The organism is Stenotrophomonas sp. STEN083, from assembly GCF_056759195.1.
Map to the genome: position 1 here is coordinate 1 of NZ_JBRRCU010000004.1, position 24,256 is coordinate 24,256.

Here is a 24,256-nt window from a genome sequence, read left to right on the forward strand (position 1 = left end):
CGAGCCCCCCTCCCACCCCCCCGCGCCCCGCCCCGCCGCCCCCCCCCGCCCCCCCCCCCCGCCCCCCCCCCCCCCCCCCCCCCCCCCCCCCCCACTACAGGGGGCAGGAGCCGCTGCGACTTTTTGACGCACTGCGACATCCGGTCACATCCGTTCTTAACCAATACAGGACCAGAATCGCCCCAATTAAAGAGTCGCGGAGAAGCGCCCGTGGAAGCGCTGCTGTTGTCCCGGATCCAATTCGGATTCGTCGTCAGTTTTCATGTGCTGTTCCCGGCCTTCACCATCGGTACGGCCAGCTGGCTGGCCTTCGTCGAATGGCGTTGGCTGCGTACCCGCAATCCGGTCTGGCGCGAGCTGTTTTTCTTCTGGCAGAAGATCTTCGCCGTGTCCTTCGGCATGGGCGTGGTCAGCGGCATCGTCATGGCGTTCCAGTTCGGTACCAACTGGCCGCGCCTGAGTGAAGTCGCTGGCACCGTGATCGGCCCGCTGCTCACTTACGAGGTGTTGACCGCGTTCTTCCTGGAAGCCAGTTTCCTCGGCGTGATGCTGTTCGGCTGGGAGAAAGTCTCGCCGCGCCTGCACTTCTTCTCCACCAGCATGGTGGCGCTGGGCACGCTGTTCTCCACCTTCTGGATCCTGTCGTCCAACAGCTGGCTGCATACCCCGGCCGGCTACACGCTGGTTGATGGCATCGTGCATCCCCAGGACTGGTGGCAGATTGTTTTCAATCCGTCATTCCCGTATCGCCTGGCGCATATGGCGTTGGGTTCGTTCATCACCACGTGCTTTGTCATCGGTGGTGTCGGTGCCTGGTATCTGCGCCGTGGCGTGCATGTGGAAGCGGGTCGCAAGATGCTGGTTGCCGCCGTCGCGTTCGCCGCGCTGACGGTACCGGTGCAGATCTTCGTCGGCGACATGCATGGTTTGAACACGCTGGAACACCAGCCGATGAAGATCGCGGCGATGGAAGCGCACTGGCATGAAAGCAAGCCCGGTGAAGGCGTGCCGCTGGTGGTGTTTGCGGTGCCGAACGAAAAGGAAGAGCGCAACGATTACGAAATTGCTATTCCAAAGCTTGGCAGCGTGATCCTGACCCACAGCACGGACGGTACGTTTGCACCGCTGACCTCGGTGCCGGCCAGCGAGCGGCCGCCGGTGGTGCCGGTGTTCTATGCGTTCCGCATCATGGTCGGGATCGGCTCGCTGATGCTGTTGGTGGCGTGGATCTCGGCGTTCCAGCTATGGCGTGGGCGTCTGCTGCAGTCGACCTGGCTGCTGCGCGGCTGGAACTGGATGCTGCCCAGCGGTTTCGTCGCGCTGGTGGCGGGTTGGTTCGTCACCGAAATGGGCCGCCAACCCTGGGTGGTTTATGGCGTGCTGCGCACCGCCGATGCGGTGGGTACGCAGAGCGTTTGGATGACGGTGCTGTCGTTGGTGGTATACGTGATCGGCTATCTGTTCGTGTTCGGCTGGGGCATCTGGTACCTGGTCAAGATCATGCGCAGTGGGCCCAAGCCGCATGATCTGCCGCCGCGCGATGACGGCATGCATACCCCGGCGCGGCCGCTGTCCGGCGTCAACGAACCACTGGAGGAGCGCTGACATGGAGATGACAACCTGGCTGCCAGTGGCATGGTTCGCGGTGATTGGCTTCGGCGTGCTGATGTACGTGGTGCTGGATGGCTTCGTGCTCGGCATCGGCATCCTGGCGCCGTTCGCCGAGGATGAGCAGCAGCTCGACGTGATGATGAATACCGCCGCGCCGATCTGGGATGGCAATGAAACCTGGCTGGTGCTTGGTGGTGCCGGCCTGATGGCGGCGTTTCCCAAGGCCTATGCGGTGCTGCTGTCGGGCCTGTACCTGCCGGTGCTGCTACTGGTGATGGGCCTGGTATTCCGCGGCGTGGCGTTCGAGTTCCGCTTCAAGGCGCACCGCTCGCGCGCGCTGTGGAGTGTGTCGTTCGCGATGGGCTCGTTGCTGGCGGCGTTCGCGCAGGGCGTGATTCTGGGTGCCTTGGTGCAGGGTCTGCCGATGCAGGACGGGCATTACAGCGGCGGCGCGTTCGGTTGGTTCAGTCCGTTCTCGATGCTGACCGGCGTGGCGGTGGTCACTGGCTATGCGCTGCTCGGCAGCACCTGGTTGATCCTCAAGACCGAGGGCCGCGAGCAGGCCTTGGCACGTTCGCTGACGCGGCCGCTGATGGTGGCGGTGATCGTGTTCATGGGCCTGGTCAGCACCTGGCTACCGTTCCTGCAGTCGCGGGTGATGGAGCGCTGGTTCAGCGACGGCAACTTCTGGTGGCTGTCGCCGGTGCCGCTGCTGACCCTGGCCGTGGCGGTGGCGCTGTGGCGCAGCGCCATGCACCCGCGCCGCGACCTGCCGCCGTTCCTGCTGACCCTGGCGCTGTTCGTGCTCGGCTTCGTCGGCCTGGTGCTGGGCATGTGGCCCTACCTGCTGCCGCCGCACCTGACCTTGTGGCAGGCCGCCGCGCCAGCGTCGTCACTGGGTTTCAGCATGGTCGGCCTGGTACTGCTGTTGCCGGTGATCCTTGGCTATACGGTGTGGTCGTACCGGGTGTTCCGCGGCAAGGTGACGGCTGAGACCGGCTATCACTGAATCTGCATTGATCCAGGCCCGGGCGTTCGCCGGGCCAGACTTGGTGGTGCGTTTCTCAGCCGTGCAGGCCTTCGATTTCCACCAGCAATTCGGCCCGGCAGACTTCGCCGTGCAGCACGATGAAACCGGATTCGGCCAGGCCGCGCTGCTGCAGTTGCAGGCTCACCTCGGCCGCGTCCTGCGGATTGCGGACGTACACCTTGAGTAGCGATTGCTCGCCAAGGTGGGGAGGGAGCTCCGGCCGCTGTTGGCGCGCACGATCGATCAGGCTTTGCAGGTTGGTCAGGGTTTCATCCAGCTGCATTGCCACCGAACCATGGTGTTGTGAGCGGTGGCCGACGATTGCGGCGGTGCCTGATTGCAGCAGCGGCAATCCGGTCGCAAGTGGCGGCAGCATCGCGCGTGCAAAGCTGGGCGACTGTGGGCCGTATTGGCGTGGATAGGCATAGGCACTGACCTGGCGCGGGTTTTCCAGCGGCGAGCCCGGTTGGCGGGCGGACAGGCAATACACCTGTACCCGGCGGCGGCCATTAAAGCAGCCGATGCAGGTGGCTGCAGGCATTGTGGCGTCATTCACCACCTGCAGGCCGCGCACGCGTCCCAGGCAGAAGCGGCGGTAGCGCTCGTCGTCGTCGTCACCTTCGGTGATGGCGTCGAGGTAATTCCAGGTGCGCAGCAGGCAGGGGTAATCGCTGTGCGACAGGAATTCGCCTAGTGCTGCATAGGCCGTGGCGGTCGCGGCCTCGATATCGCCGTCGACTTCCGTGACCTCGATGGACGTGAACAGCAGCTCGGCGTTGCGGGACCACCGCACAGCACCGCTGCTGCCATGCACCGCGGCAGTATTGCCTTGCCAGATTTCGATCCGGTCGGCGCCATGTATCGCCAATGGCACCTGCAGCCAATGCGGCGCGTCATGCATTGTTGGCCCGGCGTTGAATCCGAATACGGCCAGTGTGCTGGGGTCGGCCAGCGCTGCGGTGGCCTGTTGGGCAGGTAGATAGCTGGCGCGAAACGCTGAATGCGGGGTGCCGGGCTGGGCAGCGATAGCCTGCTGCATGAAGAGGTTGCTGTTGCCCATACCGTGAATCTGCTGCCAATGGCCGGGTCTCATGATAGCTTGCCACGCTTCACGGTCCCAGCAGATACCGTTTTTGCAGGTGTCGCGGCGTATTCGGGGGAATGCGTCGCTCAGTCAAGCTGGGCTTCATGCGTCATGTAGTTGGATTGCAGTGGTGGCAATGATCGAATTTTCAGTGGCCGGTTGGTCTGCGTGGGCGCCGGACCTGACTACGGCGGAGCAATGGCGGGCCTGGGCTGAGCGGCCCTGGCTGCCGCAGGGGGACGCTGCGCCGGCGTTGTTGGAGGTGCCGGCGATGCAGCGGCGGCGTATCGAGCGGCTCGGGCGAATGGCAATCCAGGCAGCCTGCTGGTGTGAGCAGGCCGAGGATGAGGCCGACATCCCGTTGGTGTTCGCCTCCCGCCATGGCGATGTGGCGCGCTCGCTGGCCCTGCTGCAGTCGCTGGTGGGGCAGGAGCCGATGTCGCCGACCGCGTTTGGTCTGTCCGTGCATAACGCTGTTGCAGCGCTGTATTCGATCATGCGCGGCAGCCGCAGCAATTATCTGGCGCTTGCGGCCGGGGCAGCGACGGTGGAGGCAGCCTGCGTGGAGGCGTATGGCCTGCTGGCCGACGGCGCACCCGAGGTGCGGGTGATTGTGTACGAGGCGCCGTTGCCGGCCCTGTATGCGGGGTTTGCGGATGAACCTGATGCCGGCTTTGCCTGGTGCTGGCGGTTGCGCCGGGCCGATCAGCCCGGCATCCGCCTCAGTCTGGCCTGGCGGGCTGCTGGGGCTGCGTCAGAGAGGCCGCTTTTGTCGCGCGGCTTGGCTGCACATGCATTTCTTTTGTCGGAAGATGCCGGCATGATCAATACCGTTGATGGTCAGGACTGGGTCTGGGCCCGGCATGGCTGAGGCTGGGCGCGCTTGGCTCAACCACGCCTGGCGGGTGTTCGCCACCGGGCTCAGTTTTGCTGCCTTCGGCATTGGCGGCTTGCTGCTGGGTGGTGTGGTGATGCCGGCGCTGCTGCTGATCCGCGACGAGCGACGCCGGCGCCGGATTGCCCGGCGCCTGGTGCAGCTCAGTTTTGCCGGGCATATCGGGTTGATGCGCCGGCTCGGTGTGTTGACCTACGAGATCGTCGGCGCTGAGCGCCTGCAGCGGCGGGGCCTGCTGGTGCTGGCCAACCATCCGACCTTGATCGATGTGGTGTTCCTGGTATCGCTGCTGCCCAATGCCGATTGCGTGGTCAAGCGCGCAGTGGCCATCAATCCATTCATGCGCGGGCCGGTGCGTGCGGCTGGCTATATATCCAATGACGACGGTGCCGGTCTGGTAGAGGATTGCATTGCTGCAGTGCAGGCCGGCGGCAGTCTGGTGATCTTCCCCGAGGGTACCCGCAGCGTGCCCGGCCAGCCGTTGCGGCTGCAGCGCGGGGCTGCAAATATCGCGGTCAGGGGTGGGCTGGACGTCACCCCGGTGCACATCCGCTGCAGCCCGGCAACCCTTGGTAAGGGGCAGAAATGGTATCTTGTGCCGCCGCGGCGTTTCCACGTTCAGATCGAGGTGGGTGAAGATATTCAGATCCACCCGTTCCTGGTCGATACCCCCACGTCAAAAGGGGATGCTTTGGCCGCGCGCCGCCTTACCGACCACCTCACCCATTATTTCGATCTTGCTGGAGATCCGAACCGTGCAGGCACTTGAGCACGAGATCAAGGAATTGATCATTTCATCGCTGTCACTGGAAGACATCGCGCCGGAGGACATTGATTCCGCCGCGCCGCTGTTCGTCGAAGGGCTGGGCCTGGACTCCATCGATGCATTGGAGCTCGGCCTGGCGTTGCAGAAAAAGTATGGGGTCAGCCTGTCGGCTGACTCGGAAGAGACCCGCCGCCATTTCTCCAGCGTGCGCGCGCTCAGCGAGTTTGTCGCTGCCCGTCAGTCGTAACCGGGCCAGGAATTGCCATGACCAAGAGTGAATTGTTCGACCATATCGTTCGCATTCTCAACGACAGTTTTGAGATTGCGCCGGAGCGGATCAAGCCCGAGGCACGCCTGTACGAAGATCTGGACATCGACAGCATCGATGCGGTGGATCTGATCGTGCAGCTCAAGCCGTTGCTGGGCCGCAATCTGCAGCCGGAGGCCTTCAAGACCGTGCGCACCGTGCAGGACGTGGTCGACGTCGTGCATGGCCTGCTGCCCGATCAAGCTGCAGCCTGACCGGACCGGTAGAGGCCTGGCATGACGCGGTTCCGCGCGCTCGCCTTTGGCCTGTTGACGGTTGCCTATCCGCTGCTGGTGTACCTGGCGATGGGGCGTTTCGAGCCCCGCTGGATGGCCTTGCTGTTGTTTGCGCTGGCCTTGCTGCGGGCGGTGACCAGTCGCCAGCCGCTGTGGATGGCGGCGGCTGCAGGCGCCGGCGTGCTGGCCTTGTTGACCACCCTGCTCAATCAGGCACTGCCATTGAAGCTCTACCCGTTGCTGGTCAACGTGGTGATGTTGCTGGTGTTTGCCACCAGCCTGCGGTTTGGGCCGCCGGTGGTGGAGCGTCTGGCGCGCTTGCAGGAGCCGGACCTGCCGCCCTTCGCGGTGGCCTATACCCGCAAGGTGACCCAGGTCTGGTGTGGTTTTTTTGTTCTCAATGGGGGCCTGGCCCTGGTAACCGCGCTTTGGGCGTCGGACCGGACCTGGGCGCTGTACAACGGATTGTTGGCGTACGTGATGATGGCTGTGTTGTTTGCAGGCGAGTGGCTGGTACGGCGGCGAGTGAAGGCTGCGCACGCCCATGTCTGAGTGGATCGCTCTGGACCGGTTGCTGCTGCAGCCGCAGCTGGCGCGTTGCGTCGGCCTGCGCGATGGCGTGGCGGTCTCGCACGCTGCATTCCGTCAGCAGGTAATGGCGTGGCGCGAGGCATTTGCCGCCGCGCCCGGCCGCGATTGGGCGCTGTACTTCGATGAGGCGCTGCCGTTTGCGGCAGCCTTGTTTGGTGCCTGGCATGCCGGCAAGCGCGTGTTCCTGGCCGCCGACAACCTGCCGGCCAGCTTGGCCGAACTGCAGTCGCGGGTGAGTGGCTTTGCCGGTGACGTCGATCCAGTGCATGCGCCGCTAGCCGCAGTGGCTGTGCCGGCCGACATTGCATTGGAACCCCTGGATGAGCGCGCCTGCGAGCTGGTGGTGTTCACCTCCGGCAGCACCGGCGAGCCCAGTGCGATCAGCAAACGGCTGGATCAGCTGGCGCGCGAAGTGGAGGCCTTGCAGGCCGCCTTTGGCGCCGAGCTGGAAGGTGCCCAGGTTCACGGCACGGTCTCGCATCAGCATATCTACGGGCTGTTGTTCCGGGTGCTGTGGCCACTGGCCGCGGGACGCGCAATCCAGCCGCGTCGTTTCTTCCACGAAGACCTGATCAAGGTGCTCGGTGCTGCCGACAGTGTGCTGGTGGCAACACCAGCGCATCTGAAACGGCTGCCCGAGCAACTGGATTGGGCGGCGCTGCACGGGCGTTTGCGTGCCGTGTTTTCCTCCGGTGGCCCGTTGCCAGCCGATGCTGCGCCACAGGTGCGGCAACTGTTGGGCGTAGCGCCCACCGAGGTTTACGGCAGCAGCGAAACCGGCGGTGTCGCCTGGCGTCGCTGGCACGATGCAGCGCCGACATGGCAACCGTTGCCGGGCGTGCAGTGGCGGATCGAAGACGGCTGCCTGATGGTGGCCTCGGCGCATCTGCCGACGACGGATTGGTGGCAGACCCAGGATCGCGTTGAAGCCTTGGCCGAGGGCCGCTTCCGCTTGCTAGGCCGTGCCGACCGCATCGTCAAGATCGAAGAACGGCGGGTATCGCTGGATGCACTGGAGCGCGCGCTGCGCGCCGCTCCGCAGGTCGAGGATGTGCGGGTGCTGGTACTTGCGGGTGCGCGTGAACAACTCGCTGCGGTGGTGGTGCCGACGGATGCCGCGCTGATTGTTGCCGACGATGCTGCCCGCCGTGCATTCCAGCAGCATCTGGCAGCGGTATTGGCTCGCAGCCATGATGCGGTTACACGTCCGCGCCGCTGGCGCCTGCTCAGTGCCTTGCCACTCAATGCGCAGGGCAAGGTGACCCAAGCGGCCTTGGCCGCGCTGTTCCAGCCACTGATGCCGACGCCGCATTGGCTCCAGCGTTCGTCCAGCAACGCTGTTGCCGAGCTGGTATTGGACCCGGCATTGCGGGTGTTCGAAGGACATTTTCCACAGGCCCGGATTCTGCCCGGGGTCGCCCAGTTGGATTGGGCCATCCGCTATGGCAGGCAGGTATTCAACATGCCACCGCGCTTCGAGCGTATGGATGCAGTCAAATTCCAGCATGTAGCGCGACCGGGACAGCTGCTGTCGTTGCAGTTGGACTGGGACGCCGCACGCGGTGTGCTGGGCTTCCGCTACAGCTCCGAGCATGGCGTGCACGCCAGCGGCAAGGTGGTATTTGCCGATGCGTGATGCACTGCAGGCCAAGGGCGCCTACGCGGCGCTGGTGGTGATTCCCGTATACGACCACGAGCAGGCGATAGCCGCGGTGGTTGCTGGCGTGCGCGCTGCTGGCCTGTCATGCCTGCTGGTGGACGATGGCTCACACCCTGCCTGCGCGCAGGTACTGCGTGCGCTGGCGGAGCAGACCGACGTTGATCTGCTGCGGCTGGAACAGAACCAGGGCAAGGGCGGTGCGATGCTGGCCGGCTTTGCCGAGGCGGCGCGGCGGGGCTACAGCCACGTAGTGCAGATCGATGCGGATGGCCAGCACGACACCGGCGATCTGCCGCGCTTCGTGGCTTTGTCGCAGGCGCAACCACAGGCGGTGATCTGCGGCGTACCGGTCTACGACGAGAGCGTGCCCAAGGCGCGTCTGTATGGGCGCTACCTCACCCATGTGTGGGTGTGGATCAACACCTTGTCGCTGCACCTGCGCGATTCGATGTGCGGCTTCCGGGTCTATCCATTGCCGCCGGTAGTACGGCTTGCCGCCGAGGAAACCATCGGCAGGCGCATGGACTTCGACAGTGAGATCCTGGTGCGCCTGTTCTGGCGGCAGCTGCCGGTGATCCATCTGCCCACCCGCGTTACCTATCCTTCCGATGGTGTGTCGCACTTCGATGTGTGGCGTGACAACCTGCGCATCAGCCGCATGCATACGCGGCTGTTCTTCGGCATGGTGTGGCGCAGCCCGCGCCTGCTTTGGCGGCGGCTGCAGGGGGCGCGGTAATGGCCACCAACAACACACCGCACTGGGCCGATATCGGTGAGTCCACTTCGGTGGCAGGGGTGCTGTTCCTGTGTTGGGTGCATCGTTGCTTCGGACGCTGGCCGTTCCGTGTCTGCGTTTGGCCGGTGGTGCTCTGCCATTGGCTGGGCAATGAGGTAGGGCGGCGTGCGTCGATGCAATACCTGCAGCGGCTGCAGGCGCATACCGGCGCACTCGGGCGGGCGCCGCGTTGGCGCGACAGCCTCCGTCATTTTTTCAGTTTCGCCGATACCTTGCTGGACAAGATGCTTGGCTTGGGCGGTCGTTACCCGGCCGAGCGCATCCAGCTGCAGCGCGATCTGATGCTGGACAAGATTGCCCGTCGCGAAGGCGGCCTGCTGCTCACCGCGCATATCGGCTGCCTGGAGCTGTGCCAGGTATTGGCCGAGCAGGTGCCGGGTTTCCGCATCACCGTGCTGGTGCATACCGCGCATGCGCAACGCTTCAACCGCCTGCTGCAGCGGTTGGATCCGCTGGCGCAGGTGGAATTGATGCAGGTGACTTCGATGGGCCCGGACACCGCACTGGAACTGAGCCGCCGCGTCGCCGAGGGTGGCTTTGTCGCCATCGTTGGCGATCGCGTGCCGGTGCACGGCGGCCGCACGGTGATGGCGGACTTCCTTGGTCACCGCGCGCCGTTCCCGATCGGTGCGTATGCACTGGCGGCGGCGCTGGGCTGTCCGGTCTACACCATGGCCTGCCTGCATCAAGGCCAGGGCTACCGCGTGGTGTTTGAACATTTCAGTGATCGCATCGTGTTGCCGCGTGGCTCGCGTGATGCGGCACTGGCCGGCCAGGCGCAGGCATTTGCCTGCTGGCTGGAGCGGCAGCTCATCCAGTCCCCGATGGACTGGTTCAACTTCTTCCCCTTCTGGGACCAAGCCCCCCATGCAGAATAAGCAAGCTCCCGCGTGCCGCTTCGGCGATGCACCGTTGACCATCAAAGACGTGGTCGCACTGGCGCTGCGCAAGCGCGCCGCGCTGCTCAGTGACGAGGCCGGCTTCCGTGCTCGCATCCAGCAGGGGGCGGATTTTCTGGATCGTCTGCTGCGCGAGGACGGTGTCGTCTATGGCGTGACCACCGGTTATGGCGACTCCTGCACGGTCAATATTCCGCCGGCGCTGGTCGCCGAATTGCCGCACCATCTGTACACGTATCACGGCTGTGGCCTGGGCCGTTATCTTGACCCGGTGGAAACGCGCGCGGTCCTGGCTGCGCGGCTTGCCTCGCTGGTGCGCGGCATGTCCGGCGTCAGCCTGCCGCTGCTGGAGGGGCTGACCAGCCTGCTGCAGCACGACGTGCTGCCGATGATTCCGGCAGAGGGCTCGGTCGGCGCCAGTGGTGACCTGACCCCGCTCTCGTATGTGGCGGCGGTGCTGTGCGGTGAGCGCGATGTGTTCTACCAGGGGCGCGTGCAGGCCGCGGCCGACGCATTGGCCGATATCGGCATGACGCCGTTGCGGCTGCGCCCCAAGGAAGGTCTGGCGATCATGAACGGCACTGCGGTGATGACCGGCCTGGCCTGCCTGGCCTGGCAGCGCGCCGATTATCTCTCGCGCCTGGCCACGCGTTTGACTGCGTTCAACGTGCTCGCCAGCGACGGCAACGCGCATCACTTCGATGAAACCCTGTTCGCCGCCAAGCCGCACCCCGGGCAGATGCGCATCGCCGCGCGCCTGCGTGAGGACCTGCACAGCGAGCGACCGCCGCGCAATGCCGAGCGCCTGCAGGACCGCTACTCGTTGCGTTGCGCACCGCACGTGATCGGCGTGCTGGAAGACACGCTGCCGTTCCTGCGCCAGCTGATCGAAACCGAGCTGAACAGTGCCAACGACAATCCGCTGATCGATGCCGAAGGCGAGCGCATCCTGCATGGCGGTCACTTCTACGGCGGCCACATCGCCTTGGCGATGGATACGCTGAAGAACACCGTCGCCAATCTCGCCGACCTGCTCGACCGGCAGCTCGCGCTGCTGGTGGACGCACGCTACAACCACGGCCTGCCGGCGAACCTGTCGGCCGCCACTGGCCCGCGTGCGGCCATCAACCACGGCCTGAAGGCGCTGCAGATCAGCGTCTCGGCCTGGACCGCCGAAGCGCTCAAGCAGACCATGCCGGCCTCGGTGTTCTCACGTTCCACCGAGTGCCACAACCAGGACAAGGTCAGCATGGGCACCATCGCCGCACGCGACTGCCTGCGCGTGATCGAGCTGACTGAACAGGTGGTGGCGGCAATGTTGATCGCAGCGCGGCAGGGCCTGGCCCTGCGCGAAAGGGTTGGCATGAACGCGCAGCTGCATGGCAGTCTGGCCGATATGTACGGCGACCTGGGGCAGCGCATCGCCCTGGTCGAAGAAGACCGCGCGCTGGATGGCGAACTGCGGAAACTGCTGGAGGAGATCCGCGCGCAGCGTTGGGAGTTGTATGTCGACCGTTGAACTTGTGGCCGAGATCGAGCTGTCACCGGCCTTCCATGATTGCGATCCAATGCATGTGGTCTGGCACGGCAATTACTTCAAGTATTTCGAGATCGCGCGCTGTGCGTTGTTGCAACGCTACGACTACGACTACCCGCAGATGCTGGAGTCCGGCTATCTGTGGCCGGTGGTGGATGCACGGGTCAAATACATCCGTCCGCTGCTGTACCAGCAGGCCTTGCGGGTGCGTGCGCAGATCAGCGAGTGGGAGAACCGCTTGAAAATCGATTATCAGATCCATGATGCCGCTGATGGGCAACTGCTGACTCGTGCCCACACCATCCAGGTGGCGGTGGACGCTGCCAGCAAGGAAATGCTGTACCAAAGCCCGCCGGTATTGTGGGAGCGTCTGGGAGTGCCGGCACCATGATCACCCGTCTGTCGATGTATCCACGTATTGCCTTGTGCGCATTGCTGCTGATGTTCGCGCCGATCAGCCATGCCGCCGATGCGGCGGTGGACGCGATCACCCAGTCGGTGGCGCGTCCGGATGTACTGCGTGGCCAGTTCACCCAGGACAAGCAGGTCAGCGGCTTCAAGAATCCGCTGCGCTCGCAGGGGCAGTTCGTGGTGGCGCGCCAGCACGGCGTGATCTGGACCACGCAGCGTCCGTTCCCGTCGGAAGTCGTGGTCACTGCAGATCGCATCCTCAGCCGTCAGCGTGATGGGACCAACCGGGTGGAACTGGATGCGCGTCAGCAGCCAGCAATGCGCTCGGTCAACGCGATCATGTTCGCGCTGATGAGTGGCGACGTGCAGGCCTTGTCCAGCCAGTTCAACATCAAGGCACAGCGCGAAGGCCAAGGCTGGCGGCTGCAGTTGACGCCGAAGTCGGCGATGTTGGCCAAGGCCTTCCAGTCGCTGTCCTTGCAGGGTGACCGCTACGTGCGCCAGGTGGAGATCATCGAGGCCAACCAGGACCGCACCCTGATCCAGTTCAGCGCATTGACCGAGGCTCCGGCCGCGCTCAGTGCCGATGAGGCACGCCGTTTTGACTGAACCGCACGTGGCAGCATCCGAGCGCCTGCGGCGATGGTGGCATTGGCTGGGCTTGGCCTGGCTGCTGTTGCTGATTGGTCTTGGCGTACAGCAATGGCAGCTGTGGAGCACGCAATCGCGCATTGATACCGACATCCTGGCGTTGCTGCCGCAGGATGCGCACGATCGTTTATTGTCCGACGTCACCCGCCGCATCGCCGATGGCAGTGCGCGGCAGGTGGTGGTGTTGCTGGGTAGCGCGGACAGTGAAGCGACCAAGCGCGCACAGGACGCATTTGCCGGCAGCATGGCCAATGACGTCGACACCGCTTTGCTGCAGCCCAGCGGCTCGATTGAAGGTTGGTTCGAGCAGGCGCGTGACTTCTACGCGCCCTGGCGCGACCGCCTGCTCACCGCCGAGCAGCGCCAGCAATTGCAGCAGGCCGATCCCGCGGTGCTGGGCGAACAGGCATTGGCCAGCCTGTACGGGCCGATGGGCGCGCCGCGCCTGACCGAATGGCGGCAGGACCCGCTTTCGCTGTGGCCGCAATGGTGGCAGCAGCAGGCGCGCGCCTCCGGCTTGCAGCTTGGCGAAGACGGCCTGCTCGAAGCCGAAGGTCGGCATTGGGCGGTGCTGCAGTTTGAGACCCGTGATTCGGCCTTCCAGCTCGACGGCGAACGCCATCTCGAAGCGCTGTTGACGCGTGCCGGCGCCGCCGCACGTGGCGCAGCGCCGGATCTGGAAATCCTGCATGCCGGCGTGCCGTTGCATGCCGAGGCCGCGGCGTCGCAGGCCAATCGCGAGATCAACACCATTGGCTGGGGATCGCTGGCCGCGGTGTTGCTGCTGGTGTGGTTGGCGTTCCGCTCCTTGCGGCCGATCCTGCTGGTCGCCGCCTCGCTGCTGATTGGCTGCGGCGTGGCCCTGGCGGTCACCGTGCTGGTATTCGGAAAAGTGCATGTACTGACCCTGGTATTCGGCGCGTCGCTGGTGGGCGTGGCCGAGGATTACGGCATCCACTGGTTTGCCTCGCGCCAGGCCGAGCCGGCCGAACGCCGTTGGAAGCTGCTGCGGCATCTGCTGCCTGGCCTGTGCCTGGCCTTGCTGACCAGCGCGCTGGCCTATGTGGCACTGGGGCTGGCGCCGTTCCCCGGCCTGCGGCAGATGGCGGTGTTCTCGGTGGTCGGGCTGACCGCAGCGTTCGCCACGGTGATCTTCTGGTTCCCGTATCTGGACGGTGGTCAGATCGCGCCCACCCGCTTCTCGCAATGGCTGGGTAACACGCTGGAGCGCTGGCCGCGCCTGCAGAACGGTCGGCAGATGCTGGTGGTAACGGTGGCGGTGGTGTTGCTATCGAGCATCGGCGTTGCACGTCTGCAGACCGACGATGACCTGCGCAGCCTGCAGTCCTCGCCGCCACAGCTGATGGCCGAGCAGATCCGCCTTAGCCAGTTGCTGGGCATGCCCAGCCCGGCCCAGTTCTATCTGGTGCAGGGTGCCGATGCGGCGCAGCTGCTGCAGCGCGAAGAAGCACTGACTGCAAAGCTGCGCGCACTTGCCGACAGTGGAAAGATCGGCGGCTATCGCGCGATCAGTGATTGGCTGCCGTCGCCGGCACGTCAGCAGGCCGACGCGGCGCTGACCGGTGCTGCCGAACCGCAGGTGCTGGCGATGGTCTCGGAGGCGGTTGGCGAGCCTTTGGCACGGCCTGCATTCTCGTCGGCACCGTTGACCGCCGACGCCTTCCTGGCCTCGCCGGCATCGCAGCCGTTTCGCCACCTTTGGGTAGGTCAGCTCGGTGAGCAGGTGGCCAGCGTGGTGATGGTGGATGATCTATCGCGTGCCGATGCGCTGACCACCTTGGGCGATGCCGCCAAGGGCCTGGACGGCGTGCGCTGGGTCGATCGCACCGCCGACTTCTCACGCTTGCTTGGCCACTACCGCAAGCTGATGGGCGGCATGTTGCTGGTCGGCATCGCACTGGTATTCGGCGCGCTGTTGCTGCGCTACAAGCGCAATGCGTGGCGGGTATTCGCGCCGACCGTGTTGGCGGGCGTGTTGACCCTGGGCCTGCTGGGCCTGTTCGGGCAGCCGCTGCAGCTGTTCAACATGCTGGCGCTGATGCTGCTGCTGGGCATGGGCATCGACTACGGCATCTTCCTGGTTGAGCACCGCGGCGATGCCAGTGCATGGCTGGCGGTATGCGTGGGCGCGGCCAGTACCTGGTTGTCATTCGGCTTGCTGGGCTTGTCGGCGACGCCGGCGTTGCGTGCATTTGGTTTGACCCTGTTGTTCGGCATCGGCCTGGTCTGGCTGATCTCGCCGCTGTTCCGGCCGCCGCCGCATGCACCTGCGGCAGATTGATCTTCAACGTGTAACTGGACTCTCAAGGACGCATCGATGGCACCCAACGTGGAACGTACTGAAATCCTGATCATCGGCGCCGGCCCGGCCGGTTCGGTCGCTGCGGCGATGCTGCGCAAGCAGGGACGCCAGGTGTTGATGATCGAGCGCCAGCAGTTCCCGCGCTTCTCCATCGGCGAGAGCCTGCTGCCGCAAAGCATGGAATACATCGAGGCGGCAGGACTGCTGCAGGATGTGGTGGAAGCCGGTTTCCAGTACAAGAACGGCGCGGCATTCGTGCACGGCGAGGCGCGTACTGCGTTCGATTTCCGCAACAAGTTCTCGCCGGGTTGGGGCACTACTTACCAGGTACAGCGCGCCGACTTCGACAATGTGCTGGCGCGTGGCGCCGAGCGCATGGGCACCACTCTTCGGTTCGGCGATGAAGTGCTGGCAGTGGAGCCGGGCGAGCAGCCGGCGGTGACCGTGCGCCGCCCGGATGGCAGCGAGTACCGCATCGAAGCCGACTTCATTCTGGATGCCTCGGGTTTTGCACGTTTGTTGCCGCGCCTGCTGCAGCTGGAGTCGCCGTCCAACTTCCCGGTGCGCGGCGCGATCTTCTGCCACGTGCGTGATCACATCCCGGTGGATGCGGACTTCGACCGCAACAAGATCCTGATCACCACCCATCCCGAGCATATCGACGTCTGGTATTGGACGATTCCGTTCTCCAACGGCTGCTGCTCGCTGGGCGTGGTGGCCGAACCCTCGTTCTTCGAGCGCTACGAGGGGGAAGACTTGCAGAAGCTGCAGGCCATTGTCAGCGAAGACCCCAACCTGAGCCGGCTGCTGGTCAATGCCGAGTGGGCGGTGCTGCCGGTACGTCGCATCACCGGCTATTCGGCCAATGTCAGCTCGCTGCATGGCCCTGGCTATGCCTTGCTGGGCAACGCCGGCGAATTCCTCGATCCGGTGTTTTCTTCCGGCGTCACCATCGCCTTCAAGTCGGCGCAGCTGGCCAGTGAGTGCCTTGCGCGACGCTATGCCGGTGAAAGCGTGGACTGGGAAGCCGAGTTTTCGGTACCGCTGCGTGCCGGCGTCAAGACCTTCCGTCGCTTCGTCGAGGCGTGGTATCAGGGCGGCTTCCAGAAGATCATCTACCACCCCGATCAGCAGCCTGAGATCCGCGCCATGATCTGCTCGATTCTGGCCGGCTACGCCTGGGATACCAAAAATCCCTACGTGGCCGATGAGAGTGGGCGCCGCATGCGCGTGCTGGAGGAACTGTGCGGCGCCTGATCACCAGTCTTATCGCTTGCCTGTTGTTGGCTGCGTGCGCGGGCCGCATGCCCAAGCCGCTGGTTGAGCTACCGACGCTGCGCTTGTCGCCAGCCAGTCTGCCGGCGCCGTTGGCGCTGCAGCAGCAGCTGCAGTTCCGCTTTGGCAGCCACGAGCGCGAGCTCGATGCGCTGTTGGAAGCCGATGCCCAGCAGCTGCAGCTTGCCGTGCAGGCGATGGGCCGCACCGGCGTGCGGCTGCGCTGGGACGGCGAACACCTGCAGCAGGAGCGCGCGCCATGGCTGCCGCCGCAGGTGCGTGCCGAGCGCGTGCTGGATGACCTGCAGTTCGCGCTGTGGCCTACCGCGGCGATTGCCGCGGCATTGCCCAGCGGCTGGTCGGTGGAGGATGACGGCGTGCGTCGACAACTGCGCCGGGGCGACACGACCTGGCTGGAGTTGCAGCGTGGTGCCGATGGCACGCTGCTGCTGGACAATCGTGCCGAAGGCTATTCGTTGCAGATCCATTCGATAGACATGCAGGTGCAGCAACCATGAGTGCGGTGTATTTGAACGAGCTGGGTGTGATCTGCGCATTGGGCGCGGATCGGGCACAGATTGCCAAGACCTTGTTCCAGCCGCAGCTGGCTGGCTCGGCGCTGAGCGACACGGTGATTCCCGAGCGTTCGCTGGTGGTCGGCGCGGTGCAGTCAGTGCTGCCGTCGTTGCAGGACCTGCCGGTGGCGCTGCATGGGCGCAACAATGCGCTGCTGTTGGCTGCCCTGCAGCAGATCGAGCCGGCCGCGCGCGCGGCGATTGCCCGCTACGGCAGCGAGCGCGTGGCGGTGGTGATGGGTACCAGCACCTCGGGCATTGGTGAATCCGAGGAAGCGCTGGCCAGCTACAACGCCAGTGGCGAGTGGCCGCCGCAGTTTGATTACGCACAGCAGGAGATGGGCACGGCGGCGCGCTTCGTGCGCAGCTACCTGGGTATCGATGGCCCGGCTTGGGTGCTGTCCACGGCGTGCTCGTCCAGTGCCAAGGCCTTGATGTCGGCAGCGCGGTTGCTGCGTAGCGGCGTTGTGGATGCGGTGATTGCTGGCGGCGCGGATTCGCTGTGTCGCTTCACCGTTGCCGGTTTCAGCGCATTGGAATCGGTGTCGGCGCCGCGTTGCAATCCGTTCTCGCGCAATCGCTGCGGCATCAATATCGGCGAAGGTGCGGGGGTGTTCCTGATGACCCGCGAGCCGGGTCCGGTGCAGTTGGCGGGTTGGGGGGAAACCTCCGATGCGCACCATATGTCGGCACCGGATCCGAGCGGGCAGGGCGCAGCCCTGGCGATGCGCCAGGCCTTGCAGCGTGCCGGCTGGGAAGCGGATTCGGTCGATTACATCAACCTGCATGGCACCGCGACCCAGCACAACGATGCGATGGAAAGCGTGGCGGTGGCCGATACCTTCGGCCTGGACGTGCCATGCAGCTCCACCAAGCCGCTCACCGGGCATACGCTGGGTGCGTCGGGGGTGATTGAAGCCGCATTGTGCTGGATCACCCTGGCTGAGAACCCCGGGCAGCAGTTGCCGCCGCATTGGTGGGACGGTGAAGCCGATGACGCGCTGCCAGCGCTTGCTCTGGTGGTGCCTGGCATGCGCGCATCGACCCCGCCGCAGCGGGTGCTGAGCAGCTCGTTTGCGTTCGGCGGCAGCAATGCCGTGCTGGCCATGGAGAAAGCTGCACATGGCTGAGTGCTACGCCATCGAGGAGGTAGTGCCGCACCGCGACGGCATGTGCCTGTTGGACCGTGTGCTGCGCTGGGACGACGAAACCATCCAGGCCGAGCTGGTGGTGCCCCATGAAGGCCTGTTTGTCGAAGACGGCGGGGTGCCGGCCTGGGTAGGCATCGAGTACATGGCGCAGGCCATCGCGGCCTGGGCGGGCTGCCGCGCGCGCCGCGCCGGGCGCGAGCCGAACATCGGTTTCCTGCTGGGCAGCCGGCGTTACACCAGCACACGCGATGTCTTCCCCAGCGGTACCCGCCTGCGCATTGATGCGCGCTGCGAGCTGCTGGCGGACAATGGGCTGGGGATGTTTGCCTGCAGCTTGCAGGCAGGCGATGAACAATGGGCCGTGGCCAATGTGTCGGTGTTCGAGCCGGCCGATGCGATGGCGTATCTGGAGAGTGGAGAGGCATGACAGAGAATCTGAGCGTACTGGTCACCGGGGCCAGTCGTGGTATCGGGCGGGCGATTGCGCTGCGTATCGCGCGCGATGGCTTTGCCGTGGTGGTGCATTGCCGCAGCCGTGTCGAGGAGGCGGAGGCAGTGGTCGCGCAGATCCAAGCGTCAGGCGGACAGGCGCGCGTGTTGGCGTTCGATGTTGCTGACCGCGCTGCGGCGCGTGCGGCATTGGAGGCCGATGTGCAGCAGCACGGTGCCTATTACGGCGTGGTGTGCAATGCCGGTATTGCCCGCGATGGCGCCTTCCCGGCGCTGAGCGAGGAGGATTGGGACCAGGTCATCCACACCAATCTGGACGGCTTCTACAACGTGCTGCATCCGCTGATCATGCCGATGGTGCGGCGACGCAAGCCGGGCCGGATCGTCACCTTGTCGTCGGTGTCGGGCGTGGCCGGTAACCGCGGTCAGGTCAATTACAGCGCATCCAAGGCCGGCATCATCGGTGCTACCAAGGCATTGGCACTGGAACTGGCCAGCCGCGGCATCACCGTCAACTGTGTCGCGCCTGGGCTGATCGAAACCGAGATGCTCAACGAAGAAGTGGTTGAGCATGCATTGAAGTTGATTCCTGCCGGGCGCGTCGGCAAGCCGGACGAAGTGGCGGCCACGGTTGCGTTTCTATTGTCCGAGCCGGCTGCGTACATCACTCGGCAGGTGATTTCGGTCAACGGAGGAATGGTCTGATGGCGTACCAGGATCGTCGTGTGGTGGTCACCGGTGCGGCCGCACTGAGTCCGTTGGGCCACGACTGGCCCAGCATCCGTGCGCATCTGGGCTCCTACCGCAATGCGGTGCAGCCGATGCCGCAGTGGGATATCTATGCAGGGCTGAACACCAAGCTGGCTGCACCGGCACAGCCGTTCGAGTTGCCGTCCAACTACAACCGCAAGACCACCCGTTCGATGGGGCGGGTGGCGGTGATGGCGGTGCGTGCCACTGAAATGGCGCTGGAGCAGGCTGGCCTGCTTGGCCACCCGGTGCTGCGTAGTGGGATGGCCGGTGTTGCCTACGGCTCCTCGTCGGGCTGCCACGATGCAACCGGTGAGTTCGGGCGCATGCTGCATGAGCTGACCACCGAAGGCATCAGTGCAACGACCTACCTGAAGATGATGAGCCACACCGCGCCGGTCAATATCGGCGTGTTCTTCGGGTTGTGCGGCCGCGTCTACACCACCTCCAGCGCCTGCACCTCGGGTAGCCAGGGCGTCGGTTCAGCCTATGAGGCAATCCGCTCGGGCAAGCAGACGGTGATGCTGGGTGGTGGCTCCGAGCAGTTGGATGCGACCGCGGCAGCGGTGTTCGATACCTTGTTCGCCACCAGCGTACGCAACGATGCGCCGCAGACCACGCCCAGTCCGTTCGACGCGCACCGCGATGGCCTGGTGCTGGGCGAGGGTGCCTGCACCCTGGTGCTGGAGGAACTGGAGCACGCACAGGCGCGCGGTGCCAACATCCTGGCCGAGGTGGTGGGCTACGGCACCAACAGCGATGGCCAGCACGTCACCCAGCCCAGCGCAGGCACCATGGCCCAGGCCATGCGCCTGGCGCTGCAGGATGCCGGCCTGGACGCGGCGCAGATTGGCTACGTCAATGCCCACGGCACCGCCACCGACCATGGTGACATCGCCGAAACCCAGGCCACCGCACAGGTGTTCGGCAACACGCTGCCGATCAGCTCGCTGAAGAGCTATGTCGGCCACATGCTCGGTGCCTGCGGCGCGTTCGAAGCCTGGTTGACCATGGAAATGATGCGCGAAGGCTGGTTCGCACCGACCTTGAACCTGAGCGAGATCGACCCGCGCTGCGGCGAGCTGGATTACATCGCCGGTGAAGGCCGCCTGCTGCAGACCGAATATGTAATGAGCAACAACTTCGCATTTGGCGGCATCAATACCTCGTTGATTTTCCGTCGCTGGCAACCTTGATCTCCCATCAGGCAGCGCGATCAGCTGACAGACCCGCTGTGCGGCTGCTGATGGTGACGGGATGCTGACGCGAGCTGCCGGCCGCGCTGCGCGGGCGGGGTACGGCCCTTGGTGAGCTCTGGATGTTCCGGCTGGTTGCAGGGGGTGCACGCTCTGTGAAGCAGGGTGATCTGTGGAAAGGCGTGCGCCGCGGCGCTTCGGCATGTCATGCAGAGCTGTATTCAGTCGGATGCTGGTGGCGTATTCGACGCCAGTCAGGAGAGCTGACAGCGTGCGGATGCAGTGCGCGCCCAACAAAACCTTGATGTAGATGAATGTACAAAGGGCGGAAATGACGGCTGTTGTCGGCTGAATGCCTTTCAACAGCGCCAGATTTCCGACACAATCTCTGACTCTCACTGCAGGGCAAAGCCCGCTGGCATGCAAGCTTACGTCTATAAAAGCCAACGCAAGCAGGACACCTACGTGTACCTCGCCAAGCGTGATGATTTCGAAGTGATCCCGGCCGTGCTGGGCAACACCTTGGCCCCTTATACCTTCGTGCTGGAGGTGGCGCTGACCCCGGAACGCCGTCTGGCCCAGGCCGACGTCGCGCTGGTGCGCGCCAACCTGGCCGAGCGCGGTTTCCACCTGCAGGCACCGCCGTTGCCGTTGGCACCGGTGAAGATCGCCCGCATCGACGGTCGCGATGACTGAAGCATTGCGTAGCCGCGTAGTTGCCGCCGCGCTGGGCCTGGGGGTTTTGTTGACCCTGGCCACGGCGTTCGGTGGCGTGGCCGCGGCTGTGTGTGGCGTGTTGGCTCAGCCCGCCTACGCCTTGGCGGTGTCATGGTGGCGGCGTACCCGCACCGTGGCTCCGTCAGTGGCCGTTTTCAAACGCGAACTACCGGGCCTGTTGGGGTTGTGGGCAGGCGGTGCCGCGATGGTTGCGGTACTGGTGTCCTGGCCGTTGGCGGCGCTGCATGACAGCGGCAGCCTGGCGGCGGTGTTGGCACTGAGCATCGCGGTCAGCGTGGCGTTGTTGGCGCTCTGGCGGACCTGGCCACTATGGCAGGCGATGGAGCGCGAGGACAGCTCGCTGCGCATGCAATGGCAGGCCTTGAGCGGTCGTAGTCTGGATTCCTGGCATGGCCTGGGCGCAGCAGCCGTGCTGTTGCTGTTGTGTGCGGCGATTGTCGCCGCAGCTTGGCCGGGTCTGATTGGCAGCAGCCAGCGTTGGCCGCTGGCGATTGCCACTGCAATCGCAGCGCCTTTGCTGCATCACCTGCTGCAGTCGATGCGCAGCGCACCGGTTGCCGGCGCTGGCAAGGCTGGCGAGCTGCAACAACCCGCATTCGACCCGTTTGCCGAAGCGCTGGCCGAGCCGGCCCCGCTGGAACCCATCGCCCAGCACGAGCTGGTGCCACAACTGTATGACGCCGCCCGCGGTGGCCGCATCGATCGCGCCCTGCAGCTGCTGGATGCCGGTGCCGATCCGCATGCGCCGGCCCCGGCTGAGTCGCGCGACCAGCGCAGTCTGGCGGTGCTGGCAGCGGTGCTACCCGACCTGCGCCTGCTGCGTGCGCTGATCAGCCGTGGCGTTGACGTCAACCAAGCGCACAAAGGCATGACCCCGCTGCTGGCGGCCACCCGTGACAGCTGGCACGGGCGCCCGGAAGCGGTGATGACCTTGCTGGCCAATGGCGCCGATCCGCGCACGCCCGACGCCGACGGCAATACGCCGCTGCACCATGCTGCGCGCAGTTCCGATCCGGGCGTTGCGGCCTTGCTGCGCGATGCCGCTGCCGAGATCGACGCCCTCAACAACGATGGTCACAGCCCGCTGGCGGTGGCCTGCCAGGCCGGCAACTGGCGGCTGGGCAAGTTCCTGCTGGAACGTGGCGCCAAGGTTGAGCCTGCCGACGGCGTACCGGTGCTGGTGCAGGCGGCAGCTACCGATGATGATGATCCGGCCGGTGTGCAGCTGCTGCTCAAGCACAAGGCACGGCTGGATGCGCGCGACCGTCAGCGCCGCAGCGCCTTGCACGAAGCCGCCTTGGCCGGTCACGTGGATATCGTTGAAACCCTGCTCAATGCCGGTGCCAATGTGGAGCCGCGTGATGCCGCCGGCCGCACGCCGTGGCTGGATGCCGCTTCGCAGGGCAACGCCGCGGTGCTGGAGCGCCTGTTGGCGCACAAGCCTGACGTGCATGCCGTCGATGGCGACGGTAGCAACGCCTTGCTGCTGGCCAGCCGCGCCGAGCATGTATCGGCGGCGCTGATCCGCCGTCTGCTGGACCTGGGTATTGCTGCCGATGTGGTCGGCAGCGATGGCCGTCGTGCCATCGAGCACGCCGCCTCGGCTGGCCGTTGGAGCATTGTTTCCCTGCTCGACCCGAGCTATCCGCTGCCGGCCGCGGTCAGTGATGCTGCCGCCAGCAATGCCGAGAGCGCTGATGGCGACGCCGTGCCGGTACTCAACGATCGCGCGCCGTTGGCCTTGCTGCGCGAAGCGCTGGTGTTTGGCAACGTCGATGGCATGGCGCCCTTGGCCAAGCTGTGTGCGGCCGATGAACTGGGCGGCCTGCTGCACGATCCGGAGCTGGCCTTGCAGCCGCGCGTGGTCGATTGGTTGCTGGCGCAGGGCGCTGCGCCGGAAGTGCTGGACGCCTGTGCTGATACGCCGATGTTCGCGCTGCTGTCGCGCGGCGTCGATGCGATCCCGACCCTGCAGGTACTGTTGCAGCGGGGCGTGTCGCCAGCCGGTCGCGGTGGCCTGACCCGCTTCCTTGCCGCCTGCGCCCAGCACGACCACGGCGCACGCAGCACCGAACAATTCGCGTTGGAGCTGCTGGAGCGTGGTGCTGATCCGTTTGCCGCTTCGCCGGCCGGTGATCCGGCGCTGTCGCTGGCCGTACGCCTGGGCTGGCTGAAGTTGCAGCAGCACCTGCTGCTCAATGGCGTCGACCGCGAGGCGCGCGACAGCCACGGCATGACCGCACTGCATCTGGCTACCGCCTTGGCACGCGAGTCCGCGCTCAAGCAGCTGGTGCTGCAGGGCGCATCCCCGGATGCGCGTGCAGCCGATGGGCAGACGCCGTTGGGCGTTGCACTGTCCAGCGGTCGTCGTGACCTGGCTGACCTGCTCGATTGGCGTGGCTGGCAGCTGCCGCTGCGTGCATTGCGCGATGCCGACGTCGCGGCTGCGGCGATGGCCGGCGATGCCGATGCCGTGCGCCGCCTGCTCAATCTTGGTTTTGCCGTCGACGCCGTCGATGCGCAGGGCTGTACCGGCCTGCTGCGTGCAGCTGGCGGCGGTCACGCCGCGGTAGTGGATCTTCTGCTGTCGCGCAGTGCCGACCCGCAGCACGCTGCGGCCAGCGGTGCCACGCCGTTGTCGGCGGCGGTGAGCATGCGCCAGACCACGATCGTGGCTGCACTGCTCAATGCCGGTGCCAAACTCGAACACCGTCTGCCGGGTGGCGTCACCGTATTGATGCTGGCCGCTGCCCTGGGCTTGCCGGATATCGTTGCGCGCTTGCTCACTGCCGGTGCCGACGTGCATGCCGGCGACGACCAGCAGTTGGCGCCCTTGCACTGCGCCGCGCTGTACGGTTTCACCTCGCGTGATCGCACCCGCTTGCTCGCCTTGCTGGACACCTTGCTGCTGGCCGGCGCCGAGCCCGACCAGGCTTCGGCCGGCACGGTGACGCCGCTGCTGTTGCTGCTCGGTGCGCGCGCCGAACCGGGCACCGCCTGCGACGAGGCCGTGGTGCTGGCTGCGGTGGATCGCCTGCTCGACGAAGAGGTTTCGCTGGACGTACGCGACCCGCGTGGCTTCGGCCCATTGCACCTGGCTGCACTGCACGGCCTGCCGCAATTGGTGCAGCGCCTGCTGCGTGCCGGCGCCGATCCGGAGATGCGTGATGCGATCAATCGCACCCCGCGCGACATCGCCATCATGCGTGGCTTCATCGACGTTGCCGGCGAGTTCGAGCCTGCGGTGCCGGGCGTATCGTCGATGGCGCGCTTCCTGCGCGATCACAGCTGATCGCTGCAGCACTCATGACAAGGGCGCCGAAC

Annotated in this window: 23 protein-coding genes; 22 read left to right on the forward strand and 1 reads right to left on the reverse strand. The window is 65.4% G+C overall.

Translation table 11 applies throughout. The features are described from left to right. Positions 1-210: 210 nt before the first annotated feature. Complete coding sequence (locus ACVOK8_RS02055; RefSeq protein WP_481565348.1) at positions 211-1,605, forward strand: cytochrome ubiquinol oxidase subunit I; 1,395 nt, start codon at positions 211-213, stop codon at positions 1,603-1,605. Between the two features lies 1 nt (position 1,606). Beyond that, a complete protein-coding gene (gene cydB, locus ACVOK8_RS02060; RefSeq protein ID WP_481509207.1) occupies positions 1,607-2,620 on the forward strand; it encodes a cytochrome d ubiquinol oxidase subunit II in 1,014 nt (337 codons plus the stop codon). A 55-nt stretch (positions 2,621-2,675) separates the two neighbouring features. On the opposite strand, the gene ACVOK8_RS02065 is transcribed toward cydB, so the two are convergent. Further along, positions 2,676-3,680, reverse strand: coding sequence for a chorismate transformation FkbO/Hyg5 family protein (locus tag ACVOK8_RS02065; RefSeq protein WP_481565349.1), 1,005 nt, complete (start codon positions 3,678-3,680; stop codon positions 2,676-2,678). Positions 3,681-3,861: 181 nt separating this feature from the next. Between ACVOK8_RS02065 and ACVOK8_RS02070 the strand changes: the two genes are divergently transcribed. The 20 genes from ACVOK8_RS02070 to ACVOK8_RS02165 all read left to right on the forward strand — a co-directional run bounded on the left by ACVOK8_RS02070 (position 3,862) and on the right by ACVOK8_RS02165 (position 24,224). Beyond that, positions 3,862-4,596: a beta-ketoacyl synthase chain length factor gene (locus ACVOK8_RS02070; protein ID WP_481565350.1), complete on the forward strand. Its 735-nt coding sequence runs from the start codon at positions 3,862-3,864 to the stop codon at positions 4,594-4,596. After that, positions 4,589-5,389, forward strand: a complete 801-nt coding sequence (locus ACVOK8_RS02075; RefSeq protein ID WP_481565351.1) for a lysophospholipid acyltransferase family protein — start codon at positions 4,589-4,591, stop codon at positions 5,387-5,389. Before ACVOK8_RS02070 ends, ACVOK8_RS02075 begins: the two co-directional genes overlap by 8 nt. Next, entirely contained in the window at positions 5,376-5,633 is a 258-nt protein-coding gene (locus ACVOK8_RS02080) for a phosphopantetheine-binding protein (protein ID WP_282271712.1), read from the forward strand. Before ACVOK8_RS02075 ends, ACVOK8_RS02080 begins: the two co-directional genes overlap by 14 nt. 17 nt (positions 5,634-5,650) lie before the next feature. Then, a complete protein-coding gene (locus ACVOK8_RS02085) occupies positions 5,651-5,908 on the forward strand; it encodes an acyl carrier protein (RefSeq protein ID WP_282271713.1) in 258 nt (85 codons plus the stop codon). Between the two features lie 21 nt (positions 5,909-5,929). Further along, positions 5,930-6,481: a COG4648 family protein gene (locus ACVOK8_RS02090; protein ID WP_481565352.1), complete on the forward strand. Its 552-nt coding sequence runs from the start codon at positions 5,930-5,932 to the stop codon at positions 6,479-6,481. Continuing rightward, entirely contained in the window at positions 6,474-8,156 is a 1,683-nt protein-coding gene (locus tag ACVOK8_RS02095; protein WP_481565353.1) for an ApeI family dehydratase, read from the forward strand. The genes ACVOK8_RS02090 and ACVOK8_RS02095 overlap by 8 nt, the downstream gene beginning before the upstream one ends. Then, on the forward strand, positions 8,149-8,916 hold the full coding sequence (locus ACVOK8_RS02100; protein WP_481565354.1) for a glycosyltransferase family 2 protein: 768 nt from the start codon (positions 8,149-8,151) through the stop codon (positions 8,914-8,916). Before ACVOK8_RS02095 ends, ACVOK8_RS02100 begins: the two co-directional genes overlap by 8 nt. Then, on the forward strand, positions 8,916-9,854 hold the full coding sequence (locus tag ACVOK8_RS02105; protein WP_481565355.1) for an LpxL/LpxP family acyltransferase: 939 nt from the start codon (positions 8,916-8,918) through the stop codon (positions 9,852-9,854). Before ACVOK8_RS02100 ends, ACVOK8_RS02105 begins: the two co-directional genes overlap by 1 nt. Continuing rightward, complete coding sequence (locus ACVOK8_RS02110) at positions 9,844-11,394, forward strand: HAL/PAL/TAL family ammonia-lyase (RefSeq protein ID WP_481565356.1); 1,551 nt, start codon at positions 9,844-9,846, stop codon at positions 11,392-11,394. The genes ACVOK8_RS02105 and ACVOK8_RS02110 overlap by 11 nt, the downstream gene beginning before the upstream one ends. Beyond that, entirely contained in the window at positions 11,381-11,803 is a 423-nt protein-coding gene (locus ACVOK8_RS02115; protein ID WP_481509198.1) for an acyl-CoA thioesterase, read from the forward strand. Before ACVOK8_RS02110 ends, ACVOK8_RS02115 begins: the two co-directional genes overlap by 14 nt. Further along, positions 11,800-12,432: a LolA family protein gene (locus tag ACVOK8_RS02120; RefSeq protein WP_481565357.1), complete on the forward strand. Its 633-nt coding sequence runs from the start codon at positions 11,800-11,802 to the stop codon at positions 12,430-12,432. The genes ACVOK8_RS02115 and ACVOK8_RS02120 overlap by 4 nt, the downstream gene beginning before the upstream one ends. Continuing rightward, on the forward strand, positions 12,410-14,776 hold the full coding sequence (locus ACVOK8_RS02125) for an MMPL family transporter (protein ID WP_481565358.1): 2,367 nt from the start codon (positions 12,410-12,412) through the stop codon (positions 14,774-14,776). The genes ACVOK8_RS02120 and ACVOK8_RS02125 overlap by 23 nt, the downstream gene beginning before the upstream one ends. A 36-nt stretch (positions 14,777-14,812) precedes the next feature. Beyond that, positions 14,813-16,054 (forward strand): NAD(P)/FAD-dependent oxidoreductase, encoded by a 1,242-nt coding sequence (locus ACVOK8_RS02130; protein WP_481546620.1) that lies wholly within the window; start codon positions 14,813-14,815, stop codon positions 16,052-16,054. Continuing rightward, positions 16,042-16,590 carry a DUF3261 domain-containing protein gene (locus tag ACVOK8_RS02135; protein ID WP_481565359.1) on the forward strand — a complete coding sequence of 183 codons (549 nt, stop codon included), beginning with the start codon at positions 16,042-16,044 and terminating at the stop codon, positions 16,588-16,590. The genes ACVOK8_RS02130 and ACVOK8_RS02135 overlap by 13 nt, the downstream gene beginning before the upstream one ends. After that, entirely contained in the window at positions 16,587-17,777 is a 1,191-nt protein-coding gene (locus tag ACVOK8_RS02140; protein ID WP_481565360.1) for a beta-ketoacyl-[acyl-carrier-protein] synthase family protein, read from the forward strand. Before ACVOK8_RS02135 ends, ACVOK8_RS02140 begins: the two co-directional genes overlap by 4 nt. Beyond that, on the forward strand, positions 17,770-18,225 hold the full coding sequence (locus tag ACVOK8_RS02145; protein WP_481535808.1) for a hotdog family protein: 456 nt from the start codon (positions 17,770-17,772) through the stop codon (positions 18,223-18,225). Before ACVOK8_RS02140 ends, ACVOK8_RS02145 begins: the two co-directional genes overlap by 8 nt. Next, positions 18,222-18,953 carry a 3-ketoacyl-ACP reductase FabG2 gene (locus ACVOK8_RS02150; RefSeq protein ID WP_481565361.1) on the forward strand — a complete coding sequence of 244 codons (732 nt, stop codon included), beginning with the start codon at positions 18,222-18,224 and terminating at the stop codon, positions 18,951-18,953. Before ACVOK8_RS02145 ends, ACVOK8_RS02150 begins: the two co-directional genes overlap by 4 nt. Continuing rightward, positions 18,953-20,194, forward strand: a complete 1,242-nt coding sequence (locus ACVOK8_RS02155) for a beta-ketoacyl-ACP synthase (RefSeq protein WP_481565362.1) — start codon at positions 18,953-18,955, stop codon at positions 20,192-20,194. The genes ACVOK8_RS02150 and ACVOK8_RS02155 overlap by 1 nt, the downstream gene beginning before the upstream one ends. A 420-nt stretch (positions 20,195-20,614) precedes the next feature. Then, complete coding sequence (locus ACVOK8_RS02160) at positions 20,615-20,890, forward strand: YcgL domain-containing protein (protein ID WP_481514940.1); 276 nt, start codon at positions 20,615-20,617, stop codon at positions 20,888-20,890. Next, a complete protein-coding gene (locus ACVOK8_RS02165; RefSeq protein ID WP_481565363.1) occupies positions 20,883-24,224 on the forward strand; it encodes an ankyrin repeat domain-containing protein in 3,342 nt (1,113 codons plus the stop codon). Before ACVOK8_RS02160 ends, ACVOK8_RS02165 begins: the two co-directional genes overlap by 8 nt. The last annotated feature ends 32 nt before the right edge of the window (positions 24,225-24,256 follow it).

What these genes read in the sequence shown, in the direction of transcription:
- ACVOK8_RS02065 (WP_481565349.1), bottom strand. Translation starts at nt 3,680, where the DNA reads ATGCAGCAGGCTATCGCTGCCCAGCCCGGCACCCCGCATTCAGCGTTT.
- ACVOK8_RS02075 (WP_481565351.1), top strand. Translation starts at nt 4,589, where the DNA reads ATGGCTGAGGCTGGGCGCGCTTGGCTCAACCACGCCTGGCGGGTGTTC.
- ACVOK8_RS02160 (WP_481514940.1), top strand. Translation starts at nt 20,615, where the DNA reads ATGCAAGCTTACGTCTATAAAAGCCAACGCAAGCAGGACACCTACGTG.
- ACVOK8_RS02105 (WP_481565355.1), top strand. Translation starts at nt 8,916, where the DNA reads ATGGCCACCAACAACACACCGCACTGGGCCGATATCGGTGAGTCCACT.
- ACVOK8_RS02140 (WP_481565360.1), top strand. Translation starts at nt 16,587, where the DNA reads ATGAGTGCGGTGTATTTGAACGAGCTGGGTGTGATCTGCGCATTGGGC.
- ACVOK8_RS02125 (WP_481565358.1), top strand. Translation starts at nt 12,410, where the DNA reads ATGAGGCACGCCGTTTTGACTGAACCGCACGTGGCAGCATCCGAGCGC.
- ACVOK8_RS02150 (WP_481565361.1), top strand. Translation starts at nt 18,222, where the DNA reads ATGACAGAGAATCTGAGCGTACTGGTCACCGGGGCCAGTCGTGGTATC.
- ACVOK8_RS02085 (WP_282271713.1), top strand. Translation starts at nt 5,651, where the DNA reads ATGACCAAGAGTGAATTGTTCGACCATATCGTTCGCATTCTCAACGAC.
- ACVOK8_RS02090 (WP_481565352.1), top strand. Translation starts at nt 5,930, where the DNA reads ATGACGCGGTTCCGCGCGCTCGCCTTTGGCCTGTTGACGGTTGCCTAT.
- ACVOK8_RS02095 (WP_481565353.1), top strand. Translation starts at nt 6,474, where the DNA reads ATGTCTGAGTGGATCGCTCTGGACCGGTTGCTGCTGCAGCCGCAGCTG.
- ACVOK8_RS02100 (WP_481565354.1), top strand. Translation starts at nt 8,149, where the DNA reads ATGCGTGATGCACTGCAGGCCAAGGGCGCCTACGCGGCGCTGGTGGTG.
- ACVOK8_RS02120 (WP_481565357.1), top strand. Translation starts at nt 11,800, where the DNA reads ATGATCACCCGTCTGTCGATGTATCCACGTATTGCCTTGTGCGCATTG.
- ACVOK8_RS02130 (WP_481546620.1), top strand. Translation starts at nt 14,813, where the DNA reads ATGGCACCCAACGTGGAACGTACTGAAATCCTGATCATCGGCGCCGGC.
- ACVOK8_RS02155 (WP_481565362.1), top strand. Translation starts at nt 18,953, where the DNA reads ATGGCGTACCAGGATCGTCGTGTGGTGGTCACCGGTGCGGCCGCACTG.
- ACVOK8_RS02110 (WP_481565356.1), top strand. Translation starts at nt 9,844, where the DNA reads ATGCAGAATAAGCAAGCTCCCGCGTGCCGCTTCGGCGATGCACCGTTG.
- ACVOK8_RS02165 (WP_481565363.1), top strand. Translation starts at nt 20,883, where the DNA reads ATGACTGAAGCATTGCGTAGCCGCGTAGTTGCCGCCGCGCTGGGCCTG.
- ACVOK8_RS02145 (WP_481535808.1), top strand. Translation starts at nt 17,770, where the DNA reads ATGGCTGAGTGCTACGCCATCGAGGAGGTAGTGCCGCACCGCGACGGC.
- cydB (WP_481509207.1), top strand. Translation starts at nt 1,607, where the DNA reads ATGGAGATGACAACCTGGCTGCCAGTGGCATGGTTCGCGGTGATTGGC.
- ACVOK8_RS02070 (WP_481565350.1), top strand. Translation starts at nt 3,862, where the DNA reads ATGATCGAATTTTCAGTGGCCGGTTGGTCTGCGTGGGCGCCGGACCTG.
- ACVOK8_RS02115 (WP_481509198.1), top strand. Translation starts at nt 11,381, where the DNA reads ATGTCGACCGTTGAACTTGTGGCCGAGATCGAGCTGTCACCGGCCTTC.